The organism is Streptomyces sp. NPDC021749 (assembly GCF_040640655.1).
Classification (GTDB): Bacteria; Actinomycetota; Actinomycetes; order Streptomycetales; family Streptomycetaceae; genus Streptomyces.
This window is the reverse complement of sequence record NZ_JBFACE010000006.1, coordinates 120467-139250: the sequence shown is the minus strand read 5'-3', so window position 1 is coordinate 139250 and position 18784 is coordinate 120467. Positions and strand designations below refer to the sequence as shown.

At 71.7% G+C, this 18784-nt stretch carries 19 protein-coding genes; 5 read left to right on the top strand and 14 right to left on the bottom strand.

Annotated features, from left to right (window positions below):
- Positions 1 to 16 precede the first annotated feature (16 nt).
- On the bottom strand, positions 17 to 694 hold the full coding sequence (afsQ1, locus tag AB0G35_RS08385) for a two-component system response regulator AfsQ1 (protein ID WP_026169550.1): 678 nt from the start codon (positions 692 to 694) through the stop codon (positions 17 to 19).
- Positions 695 to 936: 242 nt separating this feature from the next.
- On the opposite strand from afsQ1, the gene AB0G35_RS08380 reads away from it, so the two are divergent.
- Positions 937 to 1734, top strand: a complete 798-nt coding sequence (locus AB0G35_RS08380; protein WP_360945691.1) for a SigE family RNA polymerase sigma factor — start codon at positions 937 to 939, stop codon at positions 1732 to 1734.
- A 217-nt stretch (positions 1735 to 1951) separates the two neighbouring features.
- Here AB0G35_RS08380 and AB0G35_RS08375 read toward each other — a convergent pair whose 3' ends face one another.
- Together AB0G35_RS08375 and AB0G35_RS08370 are read right to left on the bottom strand one after the other, a co-directional pair.
- A complete protein-coding gene (locus tag AB0G35_RS08375; protein ID WP_360945688.1) occupies positions 1952 to 2428 on the bottom strand; it encodes an OsmC family protein in 477 nt (158 codons plus the stop codon).
- A gap of 49 nt (positions 2429 to 2477) precedes the next feature.
- A complete protein-coding gene (locus AB0G35_RS08370; protein ID WP_360946061.1) occupies positions 2478 to 3086 on the bottom strand; it encodes an ATP-binding protein in 609 nt (202 codons plus the stop codon).
- A 252-nt stretch (positions 3087 to 3338) separates the two neighbouring features.
- On the opposite strand from AB0G35_RS08370, the gene AB0G35_RS08365 reads away from it, so the two are divergent.
- Entirely contained in the window at positions 3339 to 3803 is a 465-nt protein-coding gene (locus AB0G35_RS08365) for a hypothetical protein (protein ID WP_360945685.1), read from the top strand.
- An 87-nt stretch (positions 3804 to 3890) separates the two neighbouring features.
- Here AB0G35_RS08365 and AB0G35_RS08360 read toward each other — a convergent pair whose 3' ends face one another.
- The 3 genes from AB0G35_RS08360 to deoC are packed head-to-tail and all read right to left on the bottom strand — an operon-like array spanning position 3891 to position 7177.
- On the bottom strand, positions 3891 to 4751 hold the full coding sequence (locus AB0G35_RS08360) for an aldehyde dehydrogenase family protein (RefSeq protein ID WP_360945682.1): 861 nt from the start codon (positions 4749 to 4751) through the stop codon (positions 3891 to 3893).
- Positions 4744 to 6174: an aldehyde dehydrogenase family protein gene (locus AB0G35_RS08355; RefSeq protein WP_360945679.1), complete on the bottom strand. Its 1431-nt coding sequence runs from the start codon at positions 6172 to 6174 to the stop codon at positions 4744 to 4746. The genes AB0G35_RS08360 and AB0G35_RS08355 overlap by 8 nt, the downstream gene beginning before the upstream one ends.
- A 7-nt stretch (positions 6175 to 6181) precedes the next feature.
- On the bottom strand, positions 6182 to 7177 hold the full coding sequence (gene deoC, locus AB0G35_RS08350) for a deoxyribose-phosphate aldolase (RefSeq protein WP_360946058.1): 996 nt from the start codon (positions 7175 to 7177) through the stop codon (positions 6182 to 6184).
- A gap of 130 nt (positions 7178 to 7307) precedes the next feature.
- Between deoC and AB0G35_RS08345 the strand changes: the two genes are divergently transcribed.
- Entirely contained in the window at positions 7308 to 7934 is a 627-nt protein-coding gene (locus AB0G35_RS08345) for a PH domain-containing protein (RefSeq protein WP_360945676.1), read from the top strand.
- Between the two features lie 141 nt (positions 7935 to 8075).
- On the opposite strand, the gene AB0G35_RS08340 is transcribed toward AB0G35_RS08345, so the two are convergent.
- The 3 genes from AB0G35_RS08340 to AB0G35_RS08330 all read right to left on the bottom strand — a co-directional run bounded on the left by AB0G35_RS08340 (position 8076) and on the right by AB0G35_RS08330 (position 11354).
- Positions 8076 to 9755, bottom strand: a complete 1680-nt coding sequence (locus tag AB0G35_RS08340; protein ID WP_360945673.1) for a phospho-sugar mutase — start codon at positions 9753 to 9755, stop codon at positions 8076 to 8078.
- Between the two features lie 139 nt (positions 9756 to 9894).
- On the bottom strand, positions 9895 to 10716 hold the full coding sequence (locus tag AB0G35_RS08335) for a purine-nucleoside phosphorylase (protein WP_265361368.1): 822 nt from the start codon (positions 10714 to 10716) through the stop codon (positions 9895 to 9897).
- A 200-nt stretch (positions 10717 to 10916) separates the two neighbouring features.
- Positions 10917 to 11354: a gamma-glutamylcyclotransferase gene (locus AB0G35_RS08330; protein ID WP_030413146.1), complete on the bottom strand. Its 438-nt coding sequence runs from the start codon at positions 11352 to 11354 to the stop codon at positions 10917 to 10919.
- A 149-nt stretch (positions 11355 to 11503) separates the two neighbouring features.
- Here AB0G35_RS08330 and AB0G35_RS08325 point away from each other — a divergent pair, with 149 nt between their 5' ends.
- Complete coding sequence (locus AB0G35_RS08325; protein WP_360945668.1) at positions 11504 to 12949, top strand: NAD(P)H-quinone dehydrogenase; 1446 nt, start codon at positions 11504 to 11506, stop codon at positions 12947 to 12949.
- Positions 12950 to 13337: 388 nt separating this feature from the next.
- Positions 13338 to 14321, top strand: a complete 984-nt coding sequence (locus AB0G35_RS08320) for a DeoR/GlpR family DNA-binding transcription regulator (RefSeq protein WP_360945665.1) — start codon at positions 13338 to 13340, stop codon at positions 14319 to 14321.
- Between the two features lie 26 nt (positions 14322 to 14347).
- On the opposite strand, the gene AB0G35_RS08315 is transcribed toward AB0G35_RS08320, so the two are convergent.
- From AB0G35_RS08315 to AB0G35_RS08295, 5 genes are all read right to left on the bottom strand, one after another.
- On the bottom strand, positions 14348 to 14893 hold the full coding sequence (locus tag AB0G35_RS08315; RefSeq protein WP_360946055.1) for a helix-turn-helix domain-containing protein: 546 nt from the start codon (positions 14891 to 14893) through the stop codon (positions 14348 to 14350).
- A 221-nt stretch (positions 14894 to 15114) separates the two neighbouring features.
- On the bottom strand, positions 15115 to 15924 hold the full coding sequence (locus tag AB0G35_RS08310; protein ID WP_360945662.1) for an inositol monophosphatase: 810 nt from the start codon (positions 15922 to 15924) through the stop codon (positions 15115 to 15117).
- Complete coding sequence (locus tag AB0G35_RS08305) at positions 15921 to 16547, bottom strand: 2'-5' RNA ligase family protein (RefSeq protein WP_360945659.1); 627 nt, start codon at positions 16545 to 16547, stop codon at positions 15921 to 15923. The genes AB0G35_RS08310 and AB0G35_RS08305 overlap by 4 nt, the downstream gene beginning before the upstream one ends.
- The gene (locus tag AB0G35_RS08300; protein ID WP_360945656.1) at positions 16544 to 17437 is read right to left on the bottom strand and encodes a carbohydrate kinase family protein; all 894 of its coding nucleotides are present in this window, start codon (positions 17435 to 17437) and stop codon (positions 16544 to 16546) included. The genes AB0G35_RS08305 and AB0G35_RS08300 overlap by 4 nt, the downstream gene beginning before the upstream one ends.
- Complete coding sequence (locus AB0G35_RS08295; RefSeq protein WP_360945653.1) at positions 17431 to 18699, bottom strand: DUF4145 domain-containing protein; 1269 nt, start codon at positions 18697 to 18699, stop codon at positions 17431 to 17433. The genes AB0G35_RS08300 and AB0G35_RS08295 overlap by 7 nt, the downstream gene beginning before the upstream one ends.
- Between the last annotated feature and the right edge of the window lie 85 nt (positions 18700 to 18784).

The window sequence follows — 18784 nt, the reverse complement described above, 5'->3', positions numbered from 1 at the left end:
TCCGTGATGCCTTCCCTCACTGCGGCGAGTCCAGCCGGTAGCCGACCCCGCGGACCGTACGGATCAGCGTCGGCGAGGACGGCACGTCCTCCACCTTCGCCCGCAGCCGCTGCACGCAGGCGTCCACCAGGCGCGAGTCGCCCAGGTAGTCGTGCTCCCACACCAGGCGCAACAGCTGCTGCCGGGACAGGGCCTGGCCGGGCCGCCGGCTCAGCTCCAGCAGCAGGCGCAGCTCGGTCGGGGTCAGTTGCAGATCCTCGCCGTTCTTGGTGACGGTCATCGCGGACCGGTCGATCACCAGCGAACCGAAGGTCGCCGAGTCACTGGACTCGCGCTCCCCGCGGCGCAGCACGGCCCGGATCCGGGCGTCCAGCACCCGCCCCTGGACCGGTTTGACGACGTAGTCGTCCGCCCCGGACTCCAGCCCCACCACGACGTCGATGTCGTCGTTGCGCGCGGTGAGCAGGATGATGGGCAGCTGGTCCGTACGCCGGATCCGGCGGCACACCTCGAAACCGTCGATGCCCGGCAGCATCACATCCAGCACGATCAGGTCCGGGCGCTGCTCGCGCAGCAGCTTCAGACCGTCCTCGCCCGTCGCCGCGGTCACCACACGGTGACCCTGGCGGGACAGCGAGAGTTCGAGGGCCGTGCGGATGGCGTCGTCGTCCTCGATCAGCAACAGGAAAGGCACGGCAGCCATTCTGGCCCATGGGGCGCCGGGACATCGACCAGTGGCCCCGGCCTACCCGGGCCGCCGCCCCCGCGAACCGCCCGCACCGCCGGACCTGCCCCTGTGACAGGGCTGTGACAGTCGGCGGACAACGCGATGAAACTGGGTTGGCAGGCTTTGGGTCACCGGGAGAGATCAACACCGATCACCGCCCGGGACACCGAAACGGACCGACGAGCCGGCTCTACGACGGGGGGCGCGAGATGACCACGCACGGCACCACTTCCAGCGCAGTTGTCACGCGACTCCACGACGTCGTACGGACGCCGGAGAAGTCCGGTGCCGTGGGTTCGCGGGGGTGTGCTCGCGGCATCGGGCGTCAGCGGCCGCCGTACATGGTGGCCATCGACGCGACGACGGTGGAGATCAACGGGGGAACGGGACGGCACGGGGGAAGCGCCGTCCACGGGGGGAACAACGGGGGAGCGGAGTACGGGGAGGCCACGGGGGAACGGCGTTCCGCGTCGGAGGCGGCCGAGGCCGAAGCGGCCTTCACCGCCTACGTCCAGGAGCGCCGCGCCTCCCTGTACGCCACCGCCTACCACCTGACCGGTGACCGCCACGAGGCCGAGGACCTGCTGCAGAGCGCGCTGTTCTCGACCTACCGGGCCTGGGACCGGATCAGCGACAAGGCGGCGCTCGGCGGCTACCTGCGCCGCACCATGACCAACCTGCACATCAGCGCCTGGCGCCGGCGCAAGCTCAACGAGTACCCGACCGAGGAGCTGCCGGAGACCGCCGGCGACGTGGACGCGATGCGCGGCACCGAGCTGCGTGCCGTGCTGTGGCAGGCGCTGGCCCGGCTGCCCGAGACGCAGCGCACCATGCTGGTGCTGCGCTACTACGAGGGCCGCACGGACCCGGAGATCGCGGACATCCTCAACATCAGTGTCGGCACGGTGAAGTCGAGCATCTGGCGCGCGCTGCGACGGCTGCGCGACGACGAGGTGCTCAGCTTCGGCCGTGACGAGGAAGAGTCCTTCGGCGAGCTGGTGGCCTGAAGGAACGGCGCGGCCCGCCGGGGGAACGGGCCGCGCCGCACGGGGGAAACACCCGAGGGCACCTGAAGGGGGATGCCCGCGGGGAAAGGCCCGAGGGGGATCGGGGATACGGGGGAGCACGGGGGAAGTACGGGGGAAGTACGGGGGGAATGAGCGGGTTCGGGCGGCCGGGGGGTCTGCCCGAGCCCGCTTCCGTGCGTCCGCCGTCCGCGCGCGCTCACGCCGCCCGCACGGTCACCTCCGGCTCGTGCCGGACCGGGAAGTTCACCGAGTTGGCGATGAAGCACTTCTCGTGCGCGTCGACGTGCAGCGCCCGGGCCCGTTCGACGTCGTCCGTCGACGCCACCTCGACGCGCGGCCGCAGCACCACCTCGGTGAAGTGGCCGGAGCCCCGGCCGTCCTCCGCCATCGTGCCGGCCGCGTCGTCCGCGTATCCGGTCACCACCACGCCGGCCAGCGCGCACAGCGCCAGATACGACAGCATGTGGCACTGCGCCAGCGAGGCGAGCAGGAGTTGCTCGGGGTTCCAGCGGTCGGCCGTCCCGCGGAACGCCGGGTCCGCGGTGCCCGGCAGCGGCGGCGGGCCCTCGGCGCTCACCTCGTGGTCCCGCCCGTACGCCCGGTAATTGCTGGTCCCCGTGCCGTTGTTGCCGGTCCAGGTGACCGTCGTGCGGTAGTGGTGCTCCCTCGGCATCGGTACGTCCTCCCTGAGTTGCCGGGCACCCGAAGTGCCCGGTCGGACGTCAGGAGCCTACGGCCGATCGCCGCGCGGCCGCGGCACGGGCCGCGCCCGCCGCGGAAAGACGCACCAGCGCCTCCGGCCTCGCGCACGGATGGGCGCCCAGCGCGATGTGCCGGGCCACCACCGACCGCTCGGCGCGCAGCAGCCGCAGCCCCCGGCGTATCAGGTACAGGAACGGTTTGCGGGCCTCCCGCAGGTCGCGCCGAAGCCGCCGGTGGAAGGTGGTGACCGGATGCCCGCGCAGGCACAGTGCGTCGGCCAGCAGGCCCGCCGCCCGGCACGCCGCGATCGCGTCGGCGGCGAAGATGCCCTCGGCGATGAACAGCGGGGCACCCCGGAGATCGAGCTCCGCGGCGCCGACCCGGGCGCTGAGGGAGATGTCGTACACCGGGACGTTTGTGCGCCCCGTACGGCACAGCGCCTCGATCGCCGCGACGGCGGCAGCGGCGTCCCACGAGAGCGGCGAGTCCCAGTCCGCGCCGCCGCCGTCCGGCAGTTGGGGCAGCGTCGGATCCGTCCCCTCCTTGTAGAAGTCGTCGAGACGGAGCACGGGCAGACCGCTGTGGGCGGCCAGTGACGTCTTGCCGGTGCCGGACGGGCCGGTCAGCAGGACGACGCGGGTGCGGGCACCTCCCGGTTCGACCGGGGTCGAGAGCGCGGGGGAGGGCGGCCGGGTGGCGGAGTCGGAAGTCACGGGCAGCCATTGTCCCGTATTGCGCCGTGTGGGCTACCCCTGGCGCGCGAGCTGGCCCGCCCGCCCGCAGCTCAACTACGCTACGCAGCCAGACGATTACTCAACGCCCCTGGAACGCCTCACGCTTCCGACGCATTCCGACGCTTCCGAACCACAGGCAGGTGGCAGATGCCCTCCCACGCACGTCCCAAGCCCAGCCGAGTCCCGCGCACCCTGCTGCGCGCCGGCCTGGTGGTCTCCGCGGCCGGCGCCGCGCTCGCGGGGGGCGGTGCGGCGACGGCGGGCGCGGCCCCCGCGTCCACCCCGCACCACGGTCCTGATCACCACGGTCCTGACCACCACAGCCCTGACCGGCACGGCAAGGAGCAGCGCAGCACCGACACCGGTGCCACCGCCTCCGCGCTGACCGGAGCGCTGCTGCATTCCGCGGCCGGCGGCGTCGGGCCGCTGAAGAACGTCCAGGTGGACCCGCTCGCCAACACCCCCGTCGATCCGCTCGCCAACGCCGTCGGCACCCAGGTCGCCGACTTCAAGCCGCTCAGCACCACTCTCGTGACCGGCAGCCTCTCGCGCGGCGCGGCGGTCCGCGACGTCCCGCTGGTCAACAAGGTCGAACGGGTCCTGCCCGGCTGAGCCACGAACTCCCGTCCGCCTATGGACACACCACCGCCCCGGGTGCCGCGGCACCCGGGGCGGTGGTGTGTCGTGGACGCGTCCGGATCAGACACCCATCGGGTGCCAGACCGTCTTCGTCTCCAGGAAGGCCAGCAGCCGGTCCGTGCCCGGGTCGGCGCTCCAGTCCTCGGCGCGCGGGCGCAGCACCCGCTTGAGGTTGTCGGCCGCCGCGGTCTCCAGCTCCTTGGCCAGCTCGGCGTCCGCACCGGCGAGATCGATCGCGTTGACGTCCTGGTGGGCGGCGAGCGGCGCGGCGATCTCCGCCGTACGGCCCGAGAGGACGTTGACCACACCGCCCGGCAGGTCGGACGTGGCCAGCACCTCACCCAGCGACAGGGCCGGCAGCGGGGACTTCTCCGAGGCGACCACCACGACGGTGTTGCCGGTGACGATCGCCGGCGCGATCACCGAGACCAGGCCCAGGAACGACGACTCCTGCGGGGCCAGGACCGCGACCACACCGGTCGGCTCGGGCGAGGAGAGGTTGAAGTACGGGCCTGCGACGGGGTTGGCGCCGCCGGCGATCTGGGCGACCTTGTCGGACCAGCCCGCGTACCAGACCCAGCGGTCGATCGCCGCCTCCACCTGGGCGGTGGCCTTGGACCTGGACAGCCCCTCGGCGTCGGCGACCTCGGCGACGAACTGGTCGCGGCGGCCCTCCAGCATCTCGGCGATGCGGTAGAGGATCTGCCCGCGGTTGTACGCCGTGGCGCCCGACCAGCCGCCGAACGCCTTGCGCGCGGCGACCACCGCGTCGCGGGCGTCCTTGCGGGAGGACAGGGGTGCGTTCGCCCGCCAGTTGCCCTTCGCGTCACTCACCTCGTACACCCGGCCGCTCTCGGAACGCGGGAACTTCCCGCCCACGTACAGCTTGTAGGTCTTGAAGACCGACAGACGCTCAGACATCGAGGTACGCCTCCAGACCGTGCCGGCCGCCCTCGCGGCCGAACCCCGACTCCTTGTACCCGCCGAACGGCGAGGCCGGGTCGAACTTGTTGAACGTGTTGGACCAGATGACGCCCGCGCGGAGCTTGTTCGCCATCCACAGGATGCGCGAGCCCTTCTCCGTCCAGATGCCGGCGGAGAGGCCGTACGGGGTGTTGTTGGCCTTCTCCACGGCCTCGGCCGGGGTGCGGAAGGTCAGCACGGACAGCACCGGGCCGAAGATCTCCTCCCGGGCGATCCGGTGGGCCTGGGTGACACCCGTGAAGAGCGTCGGGGCGAACCAGTAGCCGGCGGAGGGGAGTTCACAGGCGGGGGCCCAGCGCTCGGCGCCCTCGGCCTCGCCCGCGTCGGCCAGCGCGGTGATCCGGGCCAGCTGCTCGGCGGAGTTGATCGCACCGATGTCGGTGTTCTTGTCGAGCGGGTCGCCCACGCGCAGGGTCTGCATCCGGCGCTTGAGGGCGTCCAGCAGCTCATCCTGGACCGACTCCTGCACGAGGAGACGGGAGCCGGCGCAGCAGACGTGGCCCTGGTTGAAGAAGATGCCGTTGACGATGCCCTCGACGGCCTGGTCGATCGGCGCGTCGTCGAAGACGATGTTCGCCGCCTTGCCGCCCAGTTCGAGGGTGAGCTTCTTGTCCGTGCCGGCGACCGTGCGGGCGATGGCCTTGCCGACCTCGGTGGAGCCGGTGAAGGCCACCTTGTTGACGTCGGGGTGGGCCACCAGCGCCGCGCCCGTCGAGCCGTCTCCGGTGAGGATGTTGACGACGCCCTTGGGCAGGCCCGCCTGGCGGCAGACGTCGGCGAAGAACAGGGCGGACAGCGGGGTGGTCTCGGCCGGCTTCAGCACGACCGTGTTGCCGGTCGCCAGCGCCGGGGCGATCTTCCACGCCAGCATCAGCAGGGGGAAGTTCCACGGGATCACCTGGCCCGCGACGCCCAGGGGGCGCGGGTTCGGGCCGTAGCCCGCGTGGTCGAGCTTGTCGGCCCAGCCCGCGTAGTAGAAGAAGTGCGCGGCGACCAGCGGCAGGTCGGCGTCGCGGGACTCGCGGATCGGCTTGCCGTTGTCGAGCGATTCCAGGACGGCCAGCTCGCGCGAGCGCTCCTGGATGATCCGGGCGATCCGGAACAGGTACTTGGCGCGCTCGGCGCCCGGCAGCGCGGACCACTTCTCGAACGCCTTGCGGGCGGCCTTCACGGCCCGGTCGACGTCGTCGGAGGTGGCCTGGGCGACCTCGGAGAGGACCTCCTCGGACGACGGGGAGACGGTCTTGAAGACCTTGCCGTCGGCGGCCGGGGCGAACTCGCCGTCGATGAACAGCCCGTAGGACGGCGCGATGTCGACGACCGAGCGGGACTCGGGTGCGGGTGCGTAATCGAAGGTCATGGGTGCCTCAGTCCACCGTGACGTAGTCGGGGCCGGAGTAGCGGCCGGTGCTGAGCTTCTGGCGCTGCATCAGCAGGTCGTTCAGGAGGCTGGAGGCGCCGAAGCGGAACCAGTCGGGGGTCAGCCAGGGCTCGCCGAGCGTCTCGTTGACCATCACCAGGTACTTGATGGCGTCCTTGGTGGTGCGGATCCCGCCGGCCGGCTTCACGCCGACCTGCACGCCGGTGGCGGCGTGGAAGTCGCGCACCGCCTCCAGCATCAGCAGGGTGACGGGCGGGGTGGCGTTCACGGCCACCTTGCCGGTGGAGGTCTTGATGAAGTCGGCGCCGGCCAGCATCGACAGCCAGGAGACCCGGCGGACGTTGTCGTACGTCTGGAGCTCGCCGGTCTCGAAGATGACCTTCAGGTGGGCGGCGCTGCCGTCCTCGCGGCGGCAGGCCTCCTTCACCTGCTTGATCTCCTCGAAGACCGCCATGTAGCGGCCGGAGAGGAAGGCGCCTCGGTCGATCACCATGTCGATCTCGTCGGCGCCGGCCGCGACCGCGTCCCGGGTGTCGGCCAGCTTGACCGGCAGTGCGGCGCGGCCGGCGGGGAACGCGGTGGCGACGGACGCGACGTGGATGCCGGAGTCGCCGAGCGCCTCCTTGGCCGTCGCGACCATGTCGGGGTAGACGCAGATCGCCGCGACCCGGGGAGCGGTGCGGTCGGTGGGATCGGGGTTGATGCCCTTGGCGCACAGCGCCCGGACCTTGCCCGGGGTGTCCGCGCCTTCGAGGGTCGTCAGGTCGATCATCGACATGGCGAGGTCGATGGCGTACGCCTTCGCCGTGGTCTTGATCGAGCGGGTGCCGAGGGTGGCGGCGCGGGCCTCAAGGCCGACCGCGTCGACGCCGGGGAGGCCGTGGAGGAAGCGGCGCAGCGCACCGTCGTCGGCGGTCACGTCCGCCATTGACGCCAGACGCCCCGCGGCTTCCTTGCCGTATGCGGGAACAGTGATGGGCATGGTCACGAGGGGAGCATATCTACGCGCGTAGCGCAATGTCATCCCCCTGGATGCCGCCATTCCGGCCGTCGGCCCGAATGATGCCGTAACGCAATGTCCGGCATCCGGACGGTCAGGCAGAATCGGCGGCATGACGCGCCAGGACCGGACCACCCCGCCACCGCAGCAGTACGCCGAGCGCAGCTACCGCTCGCCCGCGTCCCTCGTCGGCGGCGTCCTGCTCCTGCTGCTCGGCGGCTGGCTCGGCGCCGACGCCCTGCTGCGCGGCACCCCGCACACCAGGCTGACCACGGTGTTCGCCCTGCTCCTCGGCGTCCCGCTGGTGGCCGCCTTCACCCTGCGGCCGCTGGTACGGGCCGGTGACGAGCGGCTGACCGTGCGCAACCCCTTCCGTACGATCACGCTCCCGTGGGGTGCGGTCGAGGAGCTGCGGGCCTCGTTCGCCACGGAGGTCTTCACCACCGCCGGGAAGTTCCAGCTCTGGGCGATCCCGGTCTCGCTGCGGCAGCGCAAGAAGGCGAACCGGCAGGCCCTGCGCGGCGCCGGCGCGGACGCCCCCCGGTTCGGCCCGGACGCCGGCGCCGGGCCGGTGCCGCGGGCCATGGCCGACCAGGCGCTCGACGAGCTGCGCGAGATCAAGGAACGCGTCGCGGGCCGGGCGGACGCCCAGGGTGAGCCGGTGGTCCGCTGGTCGTACGGGATCCTCGCGCCCCTCGCGGTCGGTGCCGTCGGCCTGGCCGTGATGCTCGCCCTCTGACATCCTGCGGGCTCCGGCTCCCGTACAAAAGGCCCCCCGCCCGCGGGCGAGGGAGAAACAGGGCACCGACTTCACCCTCGACACCCAGGGAAAGGCTCCCCGCCCGCGGGCGAGGGGCCTTTCCAAGCCGTGCGGTGACCGTCAGATCCCGGCCGCCGCCGACAGGTCCTCCTTGATGGCGGCCAGCGCGGCGGCCGCCTTCGTACGCGCCGCTTCGAGCGCCTCCGGACCGGACACCGGCGCGACGACCTCCAGGTAGCACTTCAGCTTGGGCTCGGTGCCGCTGGGACGCACCACGACCCGGGCGGACTCGATACCGGCCTCCGGGGAGCCGGAGAGGTAGTAGCGCAGCCCGTCGGTCGGCGGGAGGGCGTCGGTGCCCTGGTTCAGATCGTCCGCCCGGGTCACCGCCAGACCCGCCAGCGCGGCCGGCGGCTGCTCGCGGAGCCTGCGCATCGCGTCGGCGATCAGCGTCAGGTCCTCGACCCGCACCGACAGCTGGTCGGTGGCGTGCACCCCGAACTCGACCGCGAGGTCGTCCAGCAGGTCGGCGACGGTCCGGCCGGCCCGCTTGAGCTCCGCGGCCAGCTCGGCGACCAGCAGGGCGGCGGTGATGCCGTCCTTGTCGCGGACGCCCTCCGGGTCGACGCAGTACCCGAGCGCCTCCTCGTAGGCGTACCGCAGACCGTCCACCCGGGCCAGCCACTTGAAGCCGGTCAGGGTCTCCTCGTAGGGCAGCGCGGCGGCCGCGGCGATACGGGACATCAGCTGCGAGGAGACGATGGTCGTCGCGAACGTGCCGGACGCCTGCTTGCTGACGAGGTGGGCGGCGAGCAGCGCGCCGACCTCGTCACCACGCAGCATCCGCCAGCCCTCCGGGGTGCCGGGGGACGGAACGGCGACGGCGCAGCGGTCCGCGTCCGGGTCGTTGGCGATCACCAGGTCGACGTCTTCGCCCCGCTCCCGGGCGGTGGCGAACGCGAGGTCCATCGCGCCCGGCTCCTCCGGGTTGGGGAACGCCACCGTCGGGAAGTCCGGGTCCGGCTCGGCCTGCTCCCGGACGACCACGGGGGCCGGGAAGCCGGCCCGGGCGAAGGCGGCGGTGAGCACGTCCCGGCCGACGCCGTGCATCGGCGTGTAGACGACGTCGAGGTCCCGCGCCGAGCCGGGCGTCAGCACCGCGTCGGTGCGCGCCAGGTAGGCCTCCAGGACCGCGTCGTCGAGGGTCTCCCAGCCGGACTCGGGCCGTGGGACGTCCGCCAGCGAGCGCACCGCGGCGATCTCCGCGGCGATCTCCCCGTCGGCCGGGGGCACGATCTGCGAACCGTCACCCAGGTAGACCTTGTAGCCGTTGTCGCGCGGCGGGTTGTGGCTGGCGGTGACCTCGACGCCGGCCACCGCGCCCAGGTGCCGGATCGCGAAGGCCAGGACGGGGGTGGGCAGCGGACGCGGCAGCAGCGCGGCGCGCAGGCCGGCGCCGACCATGACGGCCGCGGTGTCCCGCGCGAAGTCGGCGCTCTTGTGGCGCGCGTCGTAGCCGATGACGACCAGGCCGGAACCCTCGCCCTTCGCCCGGAGGTACGCGGCGAGGCCGGCCGCGGCCCGGATGACCACCGAACGGTTCATCCGCATCGGGCCCGCGCCCAGCTCCCCGCGCAGCCCGGCCGTGCCGAACTGCAGGGTGCCGGCGAACCGGGCCGCCAGCTCGTCGGTGTCCTCGGCCGCGATCAGCTTGGACAACTCGTCCCGGGTCTCCGGGTCGGGGTCCTCGGCCAGCCAAGCCTGGGCCCGGTCGATCAGCTCCGCGGATTCGGTAGCCACGTCATGCTCCTGCCTGTGGGTGCGGTGGGTGAGGTGGGTGCGGGGAACCACCGGCCGGCCCCGGCCTGACCACGGCCGGGGCCTCGGCGGTCTGACCACGGCCGGCGGCGTCCGACCGTGACCGGGGCCTCGGCCGGACTCAGATCTTGCTGAGGACCTGTCCGAGCAGGGTCCCCATCCGGGTCGCGGAGTCGCGGCCGGCCTGCAGGACCTCTTCGTGGTTGAGCGGCTCACCCGTCATGCCGGCGGCGAGGTTGGTCACCAGCGACAGCCCGAGCACCTCCGCACCGGCCTCGCGGGCCGCGATGGCCTCCAGGACGGTGGACATGCCGACCAGGTCGGCGCCCAGGGTCCGGATCATCTTGATCTCGGCCGGGGTCTCGTAGTGCGGGCCGGGGAACTGGGCGTAGACGCCCTCCTCCAGGCTCGGGTCGATCTCCTTGCACAGCGCGCGCAGGCGCGGCGAGTACAGGTCCGTCAGGTCGACGAAGTTCGCGCCGACGATCGGGGAAGTGGCGGTGAGGTTGAGGTGGTCGCTGATGAGGACCGGCTGGCCCGGGCGCATGCCCGCGCGCAGACCGCCGCACCCGTTGGTGAGGACGACGGTCTTGCAGCCGGCGGCGACGGCGGTGCGGACGCCGTGGGCGACGGCGGCGACGCCCCGGCCCTCGTAGTAGTGGGTGCGTCCGAGGAAGACCAGGGCGCGCTTCTCGCCGACCTGGTAGGAGCGGATCTTGCCGCCGTGGCCGGCGACGGCCGGGGGCGGGAAGCCGGGCAGCTCGGTGACGGGGAATTCGTGCTCGGGCGCGCCCAGGGCCTCGGCTGCCGGCGCCCAGCCGGAGCCCATCACCAGGGCGACGTCGTGGGTCTCGGCGCCGGTCAGCTCGCGCAGGCGGGCGGCGGCGGCGTCGGCGGCGCCCTGGGGGTCGCGCGCGATGTCCGGGGTAACAGATGCGTTCACGCGGACGAGGGTAGCCGGTATTCCCCTACGCGCGTAGATGTCGCTGCTCACGGTGCGGGGAACGTGGTCTTGTGGCTTTCGACGAACGCGCCGCGGGACCCGGCGCGGTCGCGCCCGGGACGTGGCGTGAGCACGCCACGGGACGTGACGTGAGCACGGCCGGACGGCGCCGGGTCGGCAGGCCCGGCCGCCCGCGCCCGTCAGCAGGGCCGCTTGCGGAGTTCCATGACGTAGTCGTGCGGGGCGCCGGCGGATTCCGCGGCGTCGGCGATCTCGCCCAGGTAGCGGGCGGAGGGCAGGCCGCCCTCGTAGCCGTTGAGGACGTAGATCCAGGCGGTCTCGTCGCCTTCGAGGGTGTGCACCCGGACCCGCATCCGGCGGTAGATGCCCATGCCGACGCCCTCCCACCGGTCCATGGACTCCTCGTCCATCGGGGCGATGTCGTAGAGCGCGACGAAGAGCTGGGAGTCCGGATCCTCGACGACCGTCGCGAGGGCGCCTTCCCAGCCCATCTGCTCGCCGCCGAAGGTGAGTCGCCAGCCGCTGAGCCAGCCCGTGCCGCGCAGCGGCGAGTGCGGTGCGCGGCGGGACATCAGCCGCGCGTCGAGGTTGCCGGCGTACGCGGCGTAGAGCGACATGGTTCCGAGGGTACGGGAGGATGCCCGTCGGGCTCCTGGTACCGGAGGTTCGTACAAGGGCGGGGCAGCGCGTGCCCCGGCGCACGTAGGGACCGCACTCCGCCTCCACTCCGCCCCCGGGCGCGAGGGACGTACGGGCGTGCGGGACAATGGAGTACGTGACTCGGATCGTGATCATCGGTGGCGGACCCGGCGGATACGAAGCGGCCCTGGTGGCGGCCTCTCTCGGCGCGGAGGTGACCGTCGTCGACTGCGACGGTCTGGGCGGGGCGTCGGTGCTCACCGACTGCGTGCCGTCGAAGACCCTGATCGCGACGGCCGAGGTGATGACGACCTTCGACTCGTCGTACGAAGAGCTCGGCATCATCGTCGAGGACGACACCCCGCACAACGAGCGGCCGGCCCGCGTCGTGGGCGTGGACCTGGGGAAGGTCAACCGACGGGTCAAACGGCTCGCGCTCGCCCAGTCGCATGACATCACGGCGTCGGTGACCCGTGCCGGCGGCCGGGTCATGCGCGGCCGCGGCCGGCTGGAGCCGGGCCAGGCGCCGGACGGTTCGCGCAAGGTGACGGTGACCGCGGCGGACGGCACGACCGAGGGCCTGATCGCGGACGCGGTGCTGATCGCCACCGGCGCGCACCCCCGCGAGATCCCGGACGCGCTGCCCGACGGTGAGCGGATCCTGAACTGGACGCAGGTCTACGACCTCGACGAGCTGCCCGAGGAGCTCATCGTGGTCGGGTCGGGTGTCACCGGCGCCGAGTTCGCCGGCGCCTACCAGGCGCTCGGCTCCCGCGTCACGCTGGTCTCGTCCCGGGACCGGGTGCTGCCGGGCGAGGACCCGGACGCCGCCGCGGTCCTGGAAGACGTCTTCCGGCGGCGCGGCATGAACGTCATGGCGCGCTCGCGGGCGCAGTCCGCCAAGCGGGTGGGCGACCGGGTCGAGGTGACGCTGTCCGACGGGCGGACGATCTCCGGTACGCACTGCCTGATGGCGGTCGGCTCGATCCCCAACACCGAGGGCATCGGGCTGGAGGGCGCCGGGGTCAAGCTGAAGGAGTCCGGCCACGTCTGGACGGACAAGGTCTCGCGGACCAGCGCGCCGGGCGTGTACGCGGCCGGTGACTGCACCGGCGTCTTCGCGCTGGCGTCGGTCGCGGCCATGCAGGGCCGGATCGCGATGTACCACTTCCTCGGTGACGCGGTCACGCCGCTCAACCTCAAGACGGTGTCCGCGAACGTCTTCACCGACCCCGAGATCGCCACGGTCGGCTATTCGCAGGCCGATGTCGATGCCGGGAAGATCGACGCCCGGGTCGTGAAGCTTCCGCTGCTGCGCAATCCGCGGGCGAAGATGCAGGGCATCCGCGACGGTTTCGTGAAGCTGTTCTGCCGTCCCGGCACCGGCATCGTGGTCGGCGGTGTGGTCGTTTCCCCGCGCGCCAGCGAGCTCATCCACCCGATCTCGATCGCGGTCGACAACAATCTGACCGTCGAGCAGATCGCCAGCGCCTTCACCGTGTACCCGTCGCTGTCCGGTTCGATCGCCGAGGTCGCCCGGCAGCTGCACGCGCGGAAGACGGGCAGCGAGTAGGGCGCAGCGCGTGGCCGGCCGGCGGGCGGGTGCCCGGCGGCCGGTGCGCGGCGGCGGGCGGCCGTGACCACGGTGAACAACCGATAAAGCGCCGATATGCCGCCGGCGAACGGCGATTGAAAACTTTGTGCCCCCGGTGAGCACTTGGGATGAAACGTCCCTGCAGTCCACTACGGGGAGGCCGGTCGCGGGGCCGTCGGCCGGTTCCGCCGCGGCCCGGCCGTCAGGCCGGTTGACCAGGCAGCAAGCGGTGTGCGGGGCAGGGGAGTTCGAGGTACCGGCGACATATGCGCCGCGCATACCACGTCACGCTGTGCGGCGTGAACAACTTCCGTTAATTGGTGCAACCTGCTGAAAACAGACGGTCGTTGGCGTTACTGTCAGTTTCGTGTTCGCTGCAGAACGTCGCCAATTGATCCTTGAAATGGTGCGCGCCAACGGAGCGGTGTCGCTCCGGGAGCTCGCCCGCGTCGTCCAGACCTCCGAAGTGACCGTACGGCGGGACGTGCGGGCGCTGGAGGCAGAGGGACTGCTCGACCGCCGGCACGGCGGCGCGGTCCTCCCGGGAGGCTTCACCCGCGAATCCGGATTCCCGCAGAAATCCCATCTAGCGACCGCGGAGAAAACGGCCATCGCCGATCTCGCGGCCGGTTTCGTCGAAGAGGGCGAGGCCATCGTCGTCGGCGCCGGGACGACCACCCAGGAGCTGGCCCGCCGGCTCGCCCGGGTGCCCGGGCTGACCGTCGTCACCAACTCCCTGCTGGTCGCCCAGGCGTTGGCGCACGCCAACCGCGTCGAGGTGGTGATGACCGGGGGCACCCTGCGCGGCTCCAACTACGCGCTGGTCGGCAGCGGTGCCGAGCAGTCCCTGCAGGGGCTCCGGGTGTCCCGCGCCTTCCTGTCGGGCAGCGGGCTGACCGCCGAGCGCGGGCTGTCCACGTCCAACATGCTCTCCGCCAGCGTCGACCGGGCGCTGGTGCAGGCGGCGGGGGAGGTGGTGGTGCTCGCCGACCACACCAAGCTCGGTTCCGACACGATGTTCCAGACCGTGCCGACGGATGTGATCACCCGTCTGGTGACGGACGAGCCGCCGGCCCACGACGACCGGGCCGCGACGGAGCTCCAGGCGCTGGCCGACCAGGGCGTCCAGATCGCCGTCGCCGGCGGTACGGGTGCCGGGCACGGTGCCGGCCAGCCGGGCCTGGACGGCGGGGCGGGTGACCGCCGGGGCCCCCGGCGGGACGTCCCGCTGCCGGGCCAGCGGCGCAGCCACGGGCCGGCCGGGGGCGGGGGGCCGCAGCTGCGGTCGGCCCCGTCGCTGTCCGAGGCGCCGGGCGGCCGGGTCGCGGACCTCGCGCCGCGGCGCCGCTGAGGAGCGCTGGGGCAGGTCCCGTCCGGTCAGGGCTTCAGGCCGGTCAGGGTCAGGGTCAGCAGCCGGTCGGCGAGCTTCGGGTCGTCCGGGGACTCCTCGACGGCCAGTGCGATGCCGTTGGTCAGCTGCATCAGATCGCTGATGTTGACGTCGGGCCGTACCGCCCCGGCCTCCTGGGCGCGGGCCAGCAGCGCGCCGCCGGCCTCCCGCATCGGCACGCTGCACCGCGCCATCCCCGAGCTCTCGTCCGCCGATGCCGTCATCAGGGCGCGGGACAGTCCACGGTAGGTGCTGGCATGGGTGATGATCGCCCGCAGCCAGTCGACCAGCGCGGCGCACGGCTGCGGGGCGTCGGCGAGGTCCCTGGCATGGGCGAGCAGGGCGTCGACCTCGCTCTGGAAGACCGCGCCCATGAGGGCGGTGCGGTTGGGGAAGTGCCGGTAGAGGGTGCCGATGCCGACGCCGGCGCGGCGCGCGATGTCCTCCAGCGAGGTGTCCGTACCGTGCTCGGTGAAGGCCGTACGGGCCTCGGTCAGCAGCCGCTCGTAGTTGCGGCGGGCGTCGGCCCGCATCGGTCGCACGTCCGGTGACCGCACCGCCGCGGTCGCCGGCGGCCCGCCCACCTGCCGCTGCCCTGCCGTCTCGGTCGCCATCGCCGTCCTCCCTCGACCCGGCCGGTTGCGGCCCGGTGGGTCCAGGATGCCATTGCCCGGTGAGGGGATGTCTCGGTGCGGTACGCAAGCATTGTCGGAGCCCTCCGCCAGCCGATTCCTTTACCAGCTGCCCTCTCGGTTCAGCCGTCGTCGCCCTTCTCAGCCGGCCGCGCCGAATGGTGCTGCTCCGCCACCGTGAGCACGGTCAGCACGCTCTGCGCCAAAGACGCGTTGCCCGCCACCAGGAGCGGGGAACCGAAAGCGAAGTCCTGACCGCCGTCACCCAGGACCGCTGTGCCCCGCTCACGGAGGAGGGCCACGCCGGCCGCCACATCCCATGGCTTGGGGTGCAGGCACACGCAGGCGTCCAGCCAGCCCTCCGTCACTCCGACGAGGTCCAGGCTCATGGCGCCCTGCATCCTCACCCGGCACGCCGCCGCCTGCAGCTGCCCGATGCGCGGGCCGAGGAGGGCGTCGGCGGAGCCGGTGCCCGTGATGCCGATGACCGCCTCGTGCACCTTCCGGGCGGGGGGCGTCGCGGCGCTTCGCCCCCCGCCCTGCGGTCCCGTACGCCACCGGCGGCCGAGGGCCGGAGCGTCGATGACACCGAGACGGGGCTGTCCGTCTTCCACGTACGCCAATGAGACGGCGTAGAACGGAGCCCCGCGCGCGAAATTCATGGTGCCGTCGATGGGGTCCAGCAGCCAGCATCTGGTCGGCGGCGGCCAGGCGCCGGCGGACTCCTCGCCGACGACCGGGATGTCGGGGGTGCGCCGTCGCAGGGCCTGCGAGATCACCCGCTCGACCTCGATGTCCGCGGCGGTCACCTCTTCCCCCGAGGGCTTGAACCATCTCGCTGTCCCGTCACCCCGCTGGGCACGGGCCAAGCAGGCGTTCCCGGCGTCGACGGCCTCCTCGGCGACCGCCTGGAGCGTGGCAGCGTCGCTCACGTCAGGCCCAGAGTTCGTTCCGCCAGCGTCGTTGCGTGGGCTCCGTGCTCGCCCATCACATAGAAGCTGAGCCGGTCGAACACCCACTCCTTCGGTACGGACGTGCGCTCGGGTGCGGTGCGCACCAGGTCCTGGGCGACCTGTTCCTCGGCCCGCCCGAGGGTGATGTGGGGAGCGTAGGCGTCGCCGGTGTAGCGGTATCCGTAGCGCGCGAAGCTGGCGCGCTCACTCTCGGAGAACCGCGAGGTGTCCTTGGTCCGATCGAAAGCCGCACGGTCGAGATGGCCGTCCAGGGCGTCGAGTGCCGCTTCCTGCAGGCTCATCAGCAGGGGCGGCCTTTCCAGGGCGAGGAAGACCCAGCCGGTGGGCTGGTAGACGATGCCGGTGGCGGTGAGACGCACCGTGCTCGGCAGCGGTACCGAGCCACCGACCTTGTCGAGTTCTGCCTCGGGGTCGATCGCATCGGTGAACGGCCCTTGGAAGACGGTCACATGGGGGAGGTTCCCGTCCGCCGTCAGGGGCGGACGCAGCTGGTGCTCGCCGCCGATGTCCTTCTGCAGCCGGATCGCGGACCTGAGGTGGTCCGCGTCCGGGAGCAGGGCGATGCCGAGCCATCTGGTCATGGTTGTGCTCCTATCCTCGTGATGACGTGCAACGCTGCGTCGAGTCCCCGGCGTAGGCAGTGCTCCGGAGATGCGCCGCTGAGCCAACCGGCAATGACGCCGGCGTTGAAGGCATCGCCGCCACCGGTGCGGTCCACTGGTTCGACGGATCGGGTGGGGACGTGCAGGGGCGGACGGCCGGGCGATGCCCATAGTGCACCGCGGGCACCGAGTGTCACGATCACCTCGCCCTTGAGCGCTTCGGCGTACCGCTGTGCGGTGGCCGCAGTGTCGTCCGGTGAGGCACCGGGAAGGGACCGCGCCTCGTCCGCGTTCATCAGGTTCAGGTACGGCCCCCGGGCGAGCGTGCTCATGTCGCGGCCGTTCCACTCGACCGAGACCGACCGGCCGTACTGCCGGGCCAGGCTCACCAGCCGCCTCAGCGGCGGAGTGGGCTCACCGACGACGTGCAGGTGGTCCACGGCGCGGACGTCGCCTTCGGTGACCGCCCCGATCGCGGCCTCGCGGTCCGCGCCCGCGAACGTCATCATCCGCTTTCCCGTACCCGCTGAGAAGACGATGGCCATGCTGGTCCGGGCGATGGGATCAACCTGGACCAGCGAGGTGTCCACGCCTCCTGCTCGGAGGTCGTCGAGGCAGACGCGTCCCAGGGCGTCATTGCCGACTGCCGATACCAGCCGGACCGCGCAGCCCTGCCGGGCCAGGCCCAGCGCGGTGTTGGCCGCGGAACCACCCGGCGTCGCCGAGAACGAACCGCCGCGGAGCTTCTCGTGCTCCTCCGGCAGCCGGGCCGCCGTGATGATGACGTCGAAGTTGGCGCCCCCGGCGACGAGCACCCGCTTCGCCGCCCTGGCTCCTTCAGGAGGGGCCGTGCGGTCGCGCTCTAGCATGCCTCTCCCAGCCGGTAACTCTCGAACAGGACATGGCGCACCAGCCGTTCCCGTCCTGCGCGGCTGCTTTCCTGCGGGAAGGAGGCATGGGTGACGAGGTCCTGGACGAGTTCCTCGAACCGGCTCTTCTCCGCCCCCAGGTCGTGGAAGCGGCGCATCAGTTCACGGTGGAGATCGGCCGGTTCGGCGCCCACGTCCGTGAGCCATGACCGGTTGGCGATCAGGACGTTGGCGGCTGCCGAGCGCAGCGTTTCCTGCGCCTGCGACGGCAGCATCTCGGAGTTGAGCAGTTCGAAATAGCCGTCGTCGTCGCGCGCGTGCATGCGGAGGTTCTGCCCGCCCACGGCCAGTACGTCGCGGTTCAGGTGGAAGAGTTCCAGGCCGAGATGGTGGGGGACGTCCAGAATGGTCACACCCATGTCCCGTAGGCCGGCCTCGTCGGTGGAGAATGCCGCCAGGATGTTGTCGAACATATCGCTGAGTTTGGGCACCGCGATTTGTGCTCCGGCGGGATCCGCCAGGAATTCCTCCGCGGTCATGTTTCCCCAGCGGCCGGCGCGTGCCGCGAGCAGGTAGAAATTGCGCCCGCCCATCGAATAGCCGACGCGTCCGAGGGGCACCACCTGGTCCCGGACCCGCTCCTCCGCTTCGAGCAGGCGATGCACCCGCCGCTCGTTGTAGATCGCGAGGTCGAGCAGGCGGCCGGAGACGTCCCTGACCAGGTGGTCCGACCACGGTAACTGGACCTGCACCAGCCGGTGGTTGCGCTGGCTGAGCAACTGCTCGAAACCGCAGCCCAGCAGCAGGGCCTTCACTACGATCAGTGTGGAATCGGCAAGGCGCGTGGTGCATGCGGTGCCCTGGATGTCGGTCAGGCTCTGCCGGGCCTCGTCCTCAGCCAGTGCCTTGCTCGTGCGTCCGTACCAGACGGCCAATTGTGTCAAGGCGTTGAGGCACGGGCGGATGTCTTCGCTGGAGATCTCCTCGTCCAAGTTCTGCTGCGCGTGACTGCCGTAGTTCCCGTAATTCTGGATCGTCCGTACGGCCAGCACCACCTTCGGTGGGACGAGCCCTTTGGCCGCCAGGACGGTCAGTAAGGATTCGAGTGTCGGCTTGGAGCCGACCGCTTCTTGCATGGCGATATCCAAGAGGATCGACTCCGCCGCTCTCCTCGCGGTGCTGAGAAAGACCTCGGGGTCCGACTCGGCGTACCGTAAAGCCTTCTTGTAAAGCCGGAGTGACCCGCCCTCGTTGACTGTCACGTCGTCCGTGTCCTCTTCGGCAGTTTTTATTCGATGGTACCAAGGTCGTTTACCTCAACTGCCAGTTTCTGCAAGGGGGTTGGCG